This is a genomic window from Martelella sp. AD-3 (assembly GCF_001578105.1).
Classification (GTDB): Bacteria; Pseudomonadota; Alphaproteobacteria; order Rhizobiales; family Rhizobiaceae; genus Martelella.
In genome coordinates, this window is the sequence record NZ_CP014275.1 from 4,292,224 (window position 1) to 4,304,428 (window position 12,205).

General features: G+C 63.2%; 10 protein-coding genes. All 10 read left to right on the forward strand.

Annotation, left to right across the window (positions count from 1 at the left end; genetic code table 11):
- Positions 1 to 54 precede the first annotated feature (54 nt).
- The 10 genes from AZF01_RS19835 (at position 55) to AZF01_RS19880 (ending at position 12,195) form a co-directional block, all read left to right on the forward strand.
- A complete protein-coding gene (locus AZF01_RS19835; RefSeq protein WP_024709727.1) occupies positions 55 to 822 on the forward strand; it encodes an enoyl-CoA hydratase/isomerase family protein in 768 nt (255 codons plus the stop codon).
- A 2-nt stretch (positions 823 to 824) separates the two neighbouring features.
- A complete protein-coding gene (locus AZF01_RS19840) occupies positions 825 to 2,342 on the forward strand; it encodes an aldehyde dehydrogenase family protein (protein WP_024709728.1) in 1,518 nt (505 codons plus the stop codon).
- A gap of 97 nt (positions 2,343 to 2,439) precedes the next feature.
- Positions 2,440 to 3,696 carry an ABC transporter substrate-binding protein gene (locus AZF01_RS19845; RefSeq protein ID WP_024709729.1) on the forward strand — a complete coding sequence of 419 codons (1,257 nt, stop codon included), beginning with the start codon at positions 2,440 to 2,442 and terminating at the stop codon, positions 3,694 to 3,696.
- Positions 3,697 to 4,009: 313 nt separating this feature from the next.
- Positions 4,010 to 4,912, forward strand: a complete 903-nt coding sequence (locus AZF01_RS19850) for a carbohydrate ABC transporter permease (protein ID WP_024709730.1) — start codon at positions 4,010 to 4,012, stop codon at positions 4,910 to 4,912.
- Entirely contained in the window at positions 4,909 to 5,790 is an 882-nt protein-coding gene (locus AZF01_RS19855) for a carbohydrate ABC transporter permease (protein WP_024709731.1), read from the forward strand. Before AZF01_RS19850 ends, AZF01_RS19855 begins: the two co-directional genes overlap by 4 nt.
- A 4-nt stretch (positions 5,791 to 5,794) precedes the next feature.
- Positions 5,795 to 6,904 (forward strand): ABC transporter ATP-binding protein, encoded by a 1,110-nt coding sequence (locus AZF01_RS19860; protein WP_024709732.1) that lies wholly within the window; start codon positions 5,795 to 5,797, stop codon positions 6,902 to 6,904.
- Positions 6,905 to 6,907: 3 nt separating this feature from the next.
- Positions 6,908 to 8,392, forward strand: a complete 1,485-nt coding sequence (locus AZF01_RS19865) for a GMC oxidoreductase (RefSeq protein WP_024709733.1) — start codon at positions 6,908 to 6,910, stop codon at positions 8,390 to 8,392.
- Positions 8,389 to 9,150: a 3-ketoacyl-ACP reductase gene (locus AZF01_RS19870; protein ID WP_024709734.1), complete on the forward strand. Its 762-nt coding sequence runs from the start codon at positions 8,389 to 8,391 to the stop codon at positions 9,148 to 9,150. The genes AZF01_RS19865 and AZF01_RS19870 overlap by 4 nt, the downstream gene beginning before the upstream one ends.
- Before the next feature lie 161 nt (positions 9,151 to 9,311).
- Positions 9,312 to 10,892 carry a GMC family oxidoreductase gene (locus tag AZF01_RS19875; protein ID WP_024709735.1) on the forward strand — a complete coding sequence of 527 codons (1,581 nt, stop codon included), beginning with the start codon at positions 9,312 to 9,314 and terminating at the stop codon, positions 10,890 to 10,892.
- Between the two features lie 295 nt (positions 10,893 to 11,187).
- A complete protein-coding gene (locus AZF01_RS19880; protein ID WP_061449897.1) occupies positions 11,188 to 12,195 on the forward strand; it encodes a LacI family DNA-binding transcriptional regulator in 1,008 nt (335 codons plus the stop codon).
- The last annotated feature ends 10 nt before the right edge of the window (positions 12,196 to 12,205 follow it).

Sequence of the window (12,205 nt, forward strand, 5' to 3'; positions counted from 1 at the left end):
TTTTGCAGAGACTTTGCCCAGAGCATCTGCATCGCAGCCCATGGAGCCCATGCGATGAGCGCCATTCACCTGATCCCGCACGGGCCCATCGCCGAGCTTCGACTGGATAATCCGGCAAAGCTCAACGCTTTCACACCGGACATGCTCGACAGTCTCGAGGCGCATCTCTCGGTAATCGAGTCCGATCCGGCGATCCGCTTCGTCATCCTGACGGCCGAAGGCGATCGGGCCTTTTGCGCCGGCGCCGACATCAACGCCTGGGGCGATCTGTCGCCCGGCGATTTCGCCCGTTTCTGGGTGCGCGACGGACATCGGCGTTTCGACCGGCTGGCGCGGCTTTCCAAACCGACGATCGCGGCCCTTTCCGCTCACACATTCGGCGGCGGTCTCGAGCTTGCCATTGCCTGCGATATCCGGGTGATGGCGCCGAAGGCGACGATCGCGCTGCCTGAACCCAAGGTCGGCATCGTCCCTGGCTGGTCCGGCACGCAGCGCCTGGCGCGGCTTCTGCCCGAGCCGGTCGTCAAGGAGATGGCGCTCTTCGGCAGGCGGATCGGAGCGGAACGGGCGACCGCGCTCGGCTTTGCCGCCGAGATTGCCGAGGATTGCCGCGCTTGCGCCTTCGAGATCGCCGAGGCCGCGCTCGCGGCTTCGCCCTACGCGACAGAAATCGTCAAATACATGATCCATGCGGGCGCCGGAGAGGACCGCTCCGCCATGGTCGAAACGCTCGGCAGCGGCATGATCGCCGCCTCCTTCGACAAGGCCGAGGGCGTTTCGGCCTTCCGCGAAAAACGCAAACCGTCATTTGAGGGCCGCTAGACATGACCGATCTTACCATCATCCCCGCTGTCAATCACGCGCCGGAACCGGTTTTCGTCGCCCGCCACCTGATCAACGGAAAATGGCAAGCATCCGCAAACGGCGAGACCTTTGGGCGCGCATCTCCCGCTCACGGGCAGACGGTGACGGCGGCAGCCCTTGGCGGCGTTGCGGAAACGGAAGCGGCAATTGCCGCCGCCCGGAAAGCCTTTGACGACGGGCGCTGGTCGCGCATTTCCGGCAAGGAACGGGCCAGTATTCTGCTGAAGGTCGCCGCTTTCATCGAGCGCGATCTCGACCGCGTCGCCATGCGCGACACGCTGGAAAGCGGCAAGCCGATTTCCCAGGCGAAGGACGAGATCGCGGGCGCAGTCGACATCTGGCGCTTTGCCGCCTCGCTCGCCCGCACGGTTTCCGGCGACAGCCACAATTCGCTCGGCGATGACATGCTCGGCCTGGTGCTGAAGGAGCCGGTCGGGGTTGCGGCGATGATCGCGCCGTGGAACTTCCCTTTCCTGATCGTCTCGCAGAAACTGCCCTTCGCCCTTGCCGCCGGCTGCACCGCCGTCGTCAAACCGTCGGAACTGACGCCATCCTCGGCCGTCATTCTCGGCGAGCTTCTGATGGAGGCCGGCATTCCCGACGGCGTCGTCAACATCGTGCTTGGCTATGGCGATCCGGTGGGAACGACCATGTGCGAGAGCGAAAGTGTCGACATGGTCTCCTTCACCGGGTCCACCGCCGTCGGCAAGGCGATTGTCCGGGCCAGTGCCGGGACGCTGAAAAAGGTCTCGCTGGAACTCGGCGGCAAGAACCCGCAGGTGATCTTTCCCGATTGCGATCTCGACGAGGCGGCCGATGCCATCGTCTTCGGCGTCTATTTCAACGCCGGCGAATGCTGCAATTCCGGCTCGCGCATCATCGTGCATGAGGACATCGCCGAGGCGCTGACCGAAAAAGTGGTTGCGCTTTCGAAAAAGGTGCCCTTCGGCGACCCGCTCGATCCGCGCACCAAGGTCGGCGCGATCATTTCGGATGCGCATTTCGACAAGATCGACAGCTATGTCGAAGGCGCCAAAGGCGACGGCGCGGCGATACCCCTTGGCGGCGGAGCGCTTGCCGTGCCGGGGTTGTCAGGCCGGTTCTACGCGCCTACAGTCGTGACGAATGTCAATTCCGCCATGGCTGTCGCACGGGAGGAGGTCTTCGGACCGGTGCTTTCGGTCTTGACGTTTAAAACGATTGAGGAGGCAATCGCGCTCGCCAACAGCGCCGCCTACGGGCTGTCTGCGGGGGTCTGGAGCAACGATGTCAGCACCTGCCTTGCCTTTGCCCGCCGCGTTCAGGCCGGCACCGTGTGGACCAATACCTGGATGGATGGATTTTCCGAACTGCCCTTCGGCGGCGTCAAGCAATCGGGCCTCGGTCGCGAGCTGGGCCGCTACGGGCTGGAGGAATACCTGGAGGTGAAGACCGTGACGATGCGCGTCGGGCGCACGCGCGCATCCTGGGTCGACTGAGATCGCCGGTCGCCGTCAAGCGGCCTGCGGGAGAGGAAATGACCATCATGGCCGGCAGTCCGGCCATGGGGTTTCAAAACGCAAAGAGGAGGAGACTATGCGTTTGAACTTTGCAAGAAGTGCAGCAATGATCGCCATCGTGGCGGCGTCCGCATCCGCGACTTCGGTGAAGGCCGAGGATGTGGAGGTCCTGCACTGGTGGACGGCGGGCGGTGAAGCCGCCGCGTTGAACGTGCTCAAGGAAAATCTGCAGGAGCAGGGCATTGGCTGGCAGGACATGCCGGTTGCAGGCGGCGGCGGCGAACAGGCCATGACCGTGTTGCGCGCCCGGGTCACCGGCGGCAACCCGCCGGCCGCGGTGCAGATGCTCGGCTTCGACATCACCGACTGGGCCGCCGAAGGCGCGCTCGCCAACCTGAACGACATCGCCGCCGAAGAGAACTGGGACGAGGTCGTTCCTGCGGCGCTGCAGAAATTCTCCAAATATGAGGGAGAATGGGTTGCGGCTCCCGTCAACGTCCATTCCACCAACTGGGTCTGGGCCAACAAGAAGATCCTCGACGAACTCGGCATCGAACAGCCCGAGACCTGGGACGAACTCGTCGCCGCGATGGACAAGGTGAAAGCCTCCGGCAAGACGGCCGTCGCCCATGGCGGCCAGGCCTGGCAGGACGCCACCATCTTCGACGCCGTGGTGATGGCGACCGGCGGGCCGGAATTCTACCAGGCCTCTATGATCGATCTCGATCCGGACGCGCTCGGCTCCGACACGATGAAGGAGGTCTTCGACCGCATGACCGTGATCCGCGGCTATGTGGACGACAATTTCTCCGGTCGTGACTGGAACCTGGCATCGGCCATGGTCATCAACGACGAGGCCGCCTTCCAGTTCATGGGCGACTGGGCCAAGGGCGAGTTCCTGAAGGCCGGGCTGACGCCGGACGAGGATTTCCTGTGCTTCCGCTTCCCCGGCACGCAGGACCAGGTGACCTTCAACTCCGACCAGTTCGCGTTCTTCCAGCAGGGCGACGAGCCGACGCCGGAACAGGCAGCGCTGGCCAAGGCGATCATGTCGCCGGAATTCCAGTCAGCCTTCAACGTCGTCAAGGGTTCCGTGCCGGCGCGCACCGATGTCTCGGACGAGGCGTTTGACGCCTGCGGCAAGAAGGGCATGGCCGATCTGGCCGCGGCCTCCGAAAGCGGCAATTTGTTCGGTTCCATGGCCCACGGCCATGCCAACCCGGCCTCCGTCAAGAACGCCATGTATGACGTCATCACCGCCCAGTTCAACGGCGAGTATGACAGCGAGACCGCGACCGAGGAACTGGTCACGGCGGTACAGATCGCGCAGTAAACACGCCGCACTTCGGGGAGGGCCAAGGCCCTCTCCGCTCGCAGACCATGAGGCGGGTTTGAAGGGCACTTCGCTCCAATACCGGCTTGGCTTGCCAACTGAACTTGCCGCTTGTCGATCTCCCCCCTTGAGGGGGAGATGCCCGGCAGGGCAGAGGGGGGTGAACCGCCAGCAGCACGTTCGGTGCTTGAGGCAAGCCCCATACCCCCTCTGTCGCTTTCGCGACATCTCCCCCTCAAGGGGGGGAGGTTGTTTGGCGGTAATCCGCTTCAGAACAACACCGGCGGCAGGGCCGCCAACCCGGAGGATAGGAATGGCTTCGTCTGCAGCAAGACGAGGGAGCGCCGGAGATTTCCTGCGTGACGCCCTGCCGAAAATCGTGCTCAGTCCATCGCTGGCGATGGTGCTGATCTTCGTCTACGGCTTCATCGCCTTTACCGTCTATCTGTCGTTTACCGACAGCCGCATCCTGCCGAGCTATGATCTCGTCGGCTGGAAGAACTATATGAACCTCTTCCGGCTGAGGGCCTGGACGATCGCGGTCAAGAACGTCGTCATCTTCGGCGGGCTCTATATCACCTTCTGCTGCTTCATAGGCCTGATGCTGGCGATCTTTCTCGACCAGAAGATCCGCGCCGAAGGCTTTATCCGGTCCATCTACCTCTATCCGATGGCGCTGTCCTTCATCGTCACCGGCACGGCGTGGAAATGGTTTCTCGATCCCGGCATCGGGCTTGAGGCGGTGATGCATTCGTGGGGCTGGACCAGCTTCCAGTTCAACTGGATCAAATCGAACCAGATGGCGATCTACACCATCGTCATTGCCGCCGTCTGGCAGACCTCCGGTTTCGTCATGGCGATGTTCCTTGCGGGCCTTCGCGGCATCGACAACGAGGTGCTGAAGGCCGCCCAGATCGACGGCGCTTCCAACTTTTCGCTCTACCGGCGCATCGTCATTCCGCAACTCCGCCCGGCCTTCATGTCGGCCATCGTGGTGCTCGCCCATATGGCGATCAAATCCTACGACCTCGTGATCGCCCTGACTGGCGGCGGCCCGGGCCGCGCCACCGAGCTTCCGGCAACCTTCATGTATTCCTACACATTCACCCGCAACCAGATGGGGATCGGCGCTACCTCGGCGGTGATCATGCTGATGTCGATCGCCGCGATCATGGTGCCCTACCTGTGGTCGGAACTGAGGGAGAAGCACCAATGAGCTCGAATGCTTCCACCCAGGTCGTCTCGACGGGGCGCGGCGCGCGCTTCGTCATCTACACGATCCTGCTGATCTTCTGCCTCTATTACCTGCTGCCGCTTTACGTGATGGTGGTGAACTCGCTCAAGCCGCTCCGCGAAATCCAGGCGGGCGGGATGATGAACCTGCCGGATGCCTGGACCATCGAGCCATGGAAAAGCGCATGGTCGACGGCGCAGATCGGCGTGCAGGCCACCGGCCTCAAGCCCTATTTCATGAACTCGATCCAGATGGTGGTGCCGGCAGTCGCGATCTCCACCGTGCTCGGCGCGCTCAACGGCTATGTGCTGACCAAATGGCAGTTCCGCGGCCACAAGATCATCTTCGGCCTGCTGCTGTTTGCCTGCTTCATTCCCTTCCAGATCGTGCTGATCCCGATGGCGCGCATTCTCGGCATCATGGGGATTGCCGGTTCCGTGCCGGGGCTGATTTTCGTGCATCTGGTCTATGGCATCGGTTTCTCGACGCTTTATTTCCGCAATTACTACGCACAGTTTCCTGACGAACTGGTGCGCGCGGCGCAGATCGACGGGGCCGGGTTCTTCACCATCTTCCGCCGCATCATGCTGCCCTCGTCCGGGCCGATCGCGGTGGTCTGCATCATCTGGCAGTTCACCAATATCTGGAACGACTTCCTGTTCGGGGCGTCCTTCTCCGACTTCAACAGCCAACCGATGACGGTGGCGCTCAACAATCTCGTCCAGTCCTCCACCGGCGTGAAGGAATACAATGTCCACTTCGCCGGCGCGATCATGGCGGCGCTGCCGACGCTTCTCGTCTACATCGTCGCCGGTCGCTACTTCGTGCGCGGCCTGATGGCCGGCAGCGTGAAAGGGTAAAAGCATGGGTTTTCTCAAGATCGATCACGTCACCAAGAGTTTTGGCGCGTTAACGGTGCTGCACGAGACGAATATCGCCGTGGAAGAAGGCGAGTTCCTGGTGCTCGTCGGCCCGTCCGGCTGCGGCAAGTCCACGCTTCTCAACATGATTGCCGGGCTGGAGCCGACCTCCAGCGGCGATATCTCCATCAACGGTCGGTCAATGAACGGCGTCAGGCCTGCAGACCGCAACATCGCCATGGTGTTCCAGTCCTATGCACTCTATCCGAACATGAATGTCGGCGAGAACATTTCCTTCGGGCTGGAAATGCACGGGGTGCCCAAGGCCGAGCGCGACAAGGCGATCGATCAGGTGGCCGACCTCCTGCAGATCAAGCATCTCCTGAAGCGCAAGCCCGGCCAGCTTTCCGGCGGGCAACGCCAGCGCGTCGCCATGGGCCGCGCCCTTGTGCGCAATCCGGACGTGTTTCTGTTCGACGAGCCGCTGTCGAACCTCGATGCAAAACTCCGCGTCGACATGCGCACCGAGATCAAGAAGCTGCACCAGAAGCTCGGCACCACGATCGTCTACGTCACCCATGACCAGATCGAGGCGCTGACGCTCTCGACCCGCATAGCGGTGATGTTCGGCGGCCATGTGCAGCAACTCGGCACGCCGAAGGAGATCTACGACAATCCGGCCAACATGTTCGTCGCGGGTTTCATGGGCTCGCCGTCGATGAACCTGTTTCCGGCGAAGATCGTCGTCAAGGACGGAACGGCTGCGGCCGAATTCGCGCTTGCAGATGGAGGCACGGCGCATTTGCCCTTCCCCGGCATCGCCATGGCCGCGCATGAAGGCCGTGACATCATTTTAGGCGTGCGCCCGGAAGCCGTCACCGATGAACTCGGCGCCGACCGTTCCTCCAATGCCGTCCACACGATCAATGCCAGAATTGAAGTGACCGAGCCGGCGGGCTCCGACCTTTTCGTCGTCACCCAGCTTGGCGGCAAGGAGGTAACCGCCCGGTTCCGCGCCGATGTCGAGGCGAAGCCGGGCGATAGCTTCCCCTTCGCCGTCAACATGGAAAAGGCGGTCGCCTTCGATCCGGAAACCGAACAGCGTATCGGATAGGTCATGAACCGGTCACCCGACGTGGTCATCATTGGCTCGGGCATGGGGGGCGCGACGCTTGCCGCTAGCCTCGCCCCCACCGGCGCCGAGATCGTCATTCTGGAGCGCGGCGAACAGATCCCCGACGACGCGCCGGCGCGCGACCCCGACCGCATCTACAAGAACAGCGCCTTCCGCTCCGGCGAGACCTGGCTCGACGGGCAAGGCAAGCGGTTCTCGCCCGGCAATTACTACAATGTCGGCGGCAATTCGAAATTCTACGGCGCGGTGCTGCTGCGCTACCGCAGGCAGGATTTCCAGGCAATGGAGCATGAGGGCGGCATCTCGCCCGCATGGCCTTTCTCCTATGAAACACTTGCCCCCTATTATACGGCGGCGGAAAATCTCTACCGGGTGCGCGGCGATGTGACAAGCGACGCCACCGAGCCCGCCCATGACGGACCCTATCCCTTTCCGCCGGTTCCGGACGAGCCGGCAATCGCCGCCGTGCGCAAAAGGCTTGGGAAAGCAGGCGTTCGCCCCTTCGCCCTGCCGCTCGGCGTCGACATCGACACCTGGCTTTCCCATGGGGCAGATGGCTGGGATGGTTATCCCGACATTCGCTCGGGCAAGATGGATGCGGAAACCTGCGGGCTTTCGGCGGCATTGTCTCATGACAATGTGACGCTCGTCACCGGCGCGCGCGTCACCGGGCTCGAGACCGAACCCGACGGCCGCCGCATTGCCAGCGTCACCTATCACAGGAACGGCGAAACTATGATGCTCACCCCGCGCTTCGTTGCCCTTGCGGCGGGCGCGGTGCAGAGCGCGGCCCTGCTGCTGAAGAGCGGGCTCGCCAATTCCTCCGATCAGGTCGGCCGCAATTTCATGAACCACAATGCCTCGGCGCTGATCGCCTATGATCCGCGCTTTGTGAATGACAGCATCTACCAGAAGACCTTCGGCATCAATGACTGGTATTTGAGCGACGGGCATAACGGCCCTCCGCTCGGCAATGTCCAGCTTCTGGGCCGGGTGGTGCCGAAAATCCTGAAGGCCAATGTGCCCTCCCTGCCGATGGCGGCCTGCCGCCACGTCTCGCGCCATGCCGTCGATCTTTACGCCATATCGGAGGATCTGCCGGATCCTGAAAGCCGGGTCGTTGTTTCGGGCGATGACATCCAACTCCTCTGGCGTCGTTCCAATATGGCCGCGCATCACAAGCTCGTGGCCCGGACAAAAAAGACGCTGAAGGCCGCTGGCTTTCCGATTGTGCTTTCGCGGCTTTTCGATGGCCGCGTGCCCTCGCATCAATGCGGCACAGCGCGGATCGGCAGCGACCCAAAAACGGCGGTGCTCGATCCGGATTGCCGCAGCTTCGACCACGAAAACCTGTTCGTCACCGATGCCTCGGCCCTGCCGACCTCCGCCGCCGTCAATCCGGCGCTGACGGTCGCGGCGCTTGCGATGAAGGCGGCGGATGCGATGAGGAAGGAGCTTGGCGCATGAGCGGCAGGGTTGCGCTGGTCACGGGCGGCCAGCAGGGCATCGGCCTTGGCATCGCGTCGGCGCTTGTCGCAGCGGGGTTCAGGATCGCGATCGCAGCCGAGGCGGGGCCGGATGCGCCTGCGGTGACGGCGGCGCTCGAAAAGCTCGGCGGCAATGCCCGCTATTTCCGCCATGACATGCGCGATGTCGGCCGGGTTGGCGCGCTTCTCGATGACGTCGAGGCGACGATGGGACCGGTGACGACGCTGGTTTCCAATGCCGGCGTCGGCGCGCCGGTCAGGGGCGATATGCTCGACCTCAAGCCGGGGAACTTCGATTTCGTCCTGTCGGTCAATCTGCGCGGCGCCTTCTTTCTGGCGCAGGAAACGGCCCGTCGCATGACGGCGCGAGCGGCGGAAACGCCCCGCTCCATCATCTTCATCACCTCCGTCAGCGCCGACATGGTTTCGGTGGAGCGCGCCGAATACTGCATCTCCAAGGCGGGCGCGGCGATGATGGCGCAGCTTTTCGCCGCGCGCCTGGCAGCCGACGGCATTTCCGTCTTCGACGTCCGCCCCGGAATCATCGAGACCGGCATGACGGAAGGGGTGAGGGACAAATACACCGCCCGCATCAAGGACGGTCTTGTGCCCGCTGCCCGCTGGGGCACGCCGGAAGATATCGGCGCGGCCGTGTTGCCGCTCGCCGAAGGCCGCTTCGCCTTTGCCACCGGCACGGTGATCGCCGCCGATGGCGGGTTGTCGATCGCGCGGCTTTGAGGGTGGCCCAGCGACCATCTATCTTTCCCCCTTTGAGGGGGAGATTGTTGGGGGCTTCCGTGAGGCTGTCGTTCATCCGGGGAGGCGATTACGGGGGAAGCGACAAAATTCTATTTGGAACGTTCCTAATCTCATGCTAGAAGGCCTTCGGGAGGAAATACATGGCCTATGATTTCATCATTGTCGGCGGCGGTTCGGCCGGTTGCGTGCTGGCGGCGCGGCTTTCGGAAAACCCGGAAGTCAACGTTCTGTTGCTGGAAGCCGGTTCACGCGACAGCCACCCGTTCTATACGCTGCCTGCCGGCTTTGCGAAGATGACCAAGGGCATCGGCAGCTGGGGCTGGCACACCGTACCGCAAAAACACATGAACGGCATGTCGATCCGCTACACCCAGGCCAAGGTGATCGGCGGCGGCTCGTCGATCAATGCGCAGATCTACACGCGCGGCAACCGCCTCGATTATGACGAGTGGCGGCAGATGGGCTGCACCGGCTGGGGCTATGACGATGTGTTGCCCTTCTTCAGGAAGGCTGAAGACAACGACACCTACGACAATGAGTACCACGGCAAGGGCGGTCCGCTCGGCGTTTCAAAACCGGCCGCGCCGCTGCCGATCTGCGAGGCCTATTTCAAGGCGGCCGGCGAGCTCGGCATTCCCTTCAACGAAGACATGACAGGCGAAAAACAGGACGGCGTCGGCTATTACCAGCTGACCCAGAAGCACGCCCGCCGTTCCTCCGCGTCCAGGGCCTATCTCGCAACGGCGCGCAAGCGCAGGAACCTCACCATCCGCACCGGGGTCGAGACGCGTCGCCTGCGCGTAGAAAACGGCAGGGTGACCGGCGTGGAAACGGCGAGCGGCGAGGCGATCACCGCCACGCGCGAGGTGCTGCTGTCTTCGGGGGCCATCGGCTCTCCGCGGCTTCTGATGCTCTCCGGCATCGGCCCGAAGGACCCTCTCGGCGATCTCGGCATCGAGGCGGTGTTCGACCATCCGGGCGTTGGCGCCAACCTGCAGGATCACCTCGACCTCTTCACCATTCTCGAATGCGCGGGCGACTTCACCTATGACAAATATGCCGAGCCCTTGTGGTCGGCGGTGGCCGGCCTGCAATATCTTTTGACCCGCAAGGGCCCCGTCGCCTCAAGCCTGTTTGAGACCGGCGGCTTCTGGTACGCGGAAGAGGGCGCGCGCTCGCCCGATATCCAGTTTCATCTGGGCCTCGGCTCCGGCATCGAGGCGGGCGTGGAGAAGATGAGGAACCCGGGCGTGACGCTGAATTCGGCCTATCTCAGGCCCCGTTCGCGCGGCAGCGTGCGGCTGAAATCGGCCAATCCTTCCGATGCGCCGCTGATCGACCCGAACTACTGGGCCGACCCGCATGACCGCGAAATGTCGATCCGCGGGCTGAAACTGGCGCAGGAGATCATGCATCAGAAGGCGCTTGCCCCCTTCATCAAGCGCGAGATGATTCCCGGCCCGGAGGTGAAGACGGACGAGGATTATTTCAACTATGCCTGCCGTCACGCCAAGACCGATCACCACCCCGCCGGCACCTGCCGCATGGGCAATGACGATCGCGCCGTTGTCGACCCGGAGCTGAAGTTCAACGGCCTTGCCGGCCTGCGCGTCGTCGACGCCTCGATCATGCCGACGCTGATTTCGTCGAACACAAACGCGGCGGCGATCATGATCGGCGAAAAGGCCGCCGACATGATTGCGCGCGAATACCGGCTTTGAGGGCTTGCGGCGGAAAACCGGCGGCCTTGGACGTTATAGAGATGAATGATTCACCCATCTGGCATAGACTCGCCAAACGGAAAGCCTTGCCGCCATCAATCTCCCCCCTTGAGGGGAGATGTCGCGAAAGCGACAGAGAGGGGTCTGGGCATAAGCCACACGTCCGGTGTCTCGGAAGCAGATCACCCCCCTCTGCCCCTGTCGGGGCATCTCCCCCTCAAGGGGGGAGATGGTGGGGTGCCTGCTTGTCATCCAGAGGACGAAGGGCACGACGAAGCACACGGAAAGGCCGGACATGGCGAAACGACCGACGATCATCGATGTGGCCCGCCATGCAGGGCTTTCCAAGTCGACGGTTTCGCTCGTGCTGCAGAATTCGCCGCTGGTGAAGCAGGAGACCCGCAAGCGCGTCGAACAATCGATGCAGGCGCTGAACTATGTCTATAACCGCGCGGCGGCAAACCTGCGCGGCGCGGAGGCCGGGCTGATCGGGCTCGTCATCAACGATCTCAGAAACCCCTTCTTCGCCGAATTCGCGGCGAGCGCCCAGATGGCCTTTGCCGAACACGGCTTTGCCACCGTGATCGCCAACACCGACGAGGACACCGCGATACAGGATCAAGTGATCGCCTCCATGGTGGAGCACGGCGTTTCGGCGCTGATCATGTCGCCGGCCTATGGTGATGACGGCGCGGTGTTCGAGCGGATCGCACGCGCCGGCATCCCGGCATTGCAGGTGCTGCGCATGGCCAATGCCGACACCACCCGCTTTCCCTTCGCCTCGCTCGATTACGAGGCCGGAAGCCTTGCCGCCGCCCGCCATCTCATTGAAACCGGCGCGAGGAACATCGCCTTCGTCGGCGGCCTGCCGGACAGGGCCGTCACCCACGAGCGCATGGCCGGCTACCGCGCGGTGATCGCCGAGACCGGCGCCGAACCCTTTACCCTGCTCGGACGCCCGACGCGCGCCTTCGGCCGCGATGCGGCGCTGAAGCTGTCGCAGGATCGCCGCAGACTCGACGCCGTGCTCTGCTTCAACGACCTTGTGGCGCTCGGCATGCTGGCGGGCTTTGCTGAAACCGGCGTCATTGTCGGTCGCGACATCGCCCTGGTCGGCTTTGACGACATCGAGGAATGCGCGCTGGCCTATCCCAAGCTCTCCTCCGTCCACTGCGACATCGGCGCCTTTGGCCGCAGCGCCGCCGCCACCATGCTGACATGGCTCGAGACCGGCGAGCGCCCGCCGGAGAAAGCGTTCTCGCCGGTAACGATGACCGTCAGGGATTCCAGCGGTGCGCGTTAGTCCTCCGGCG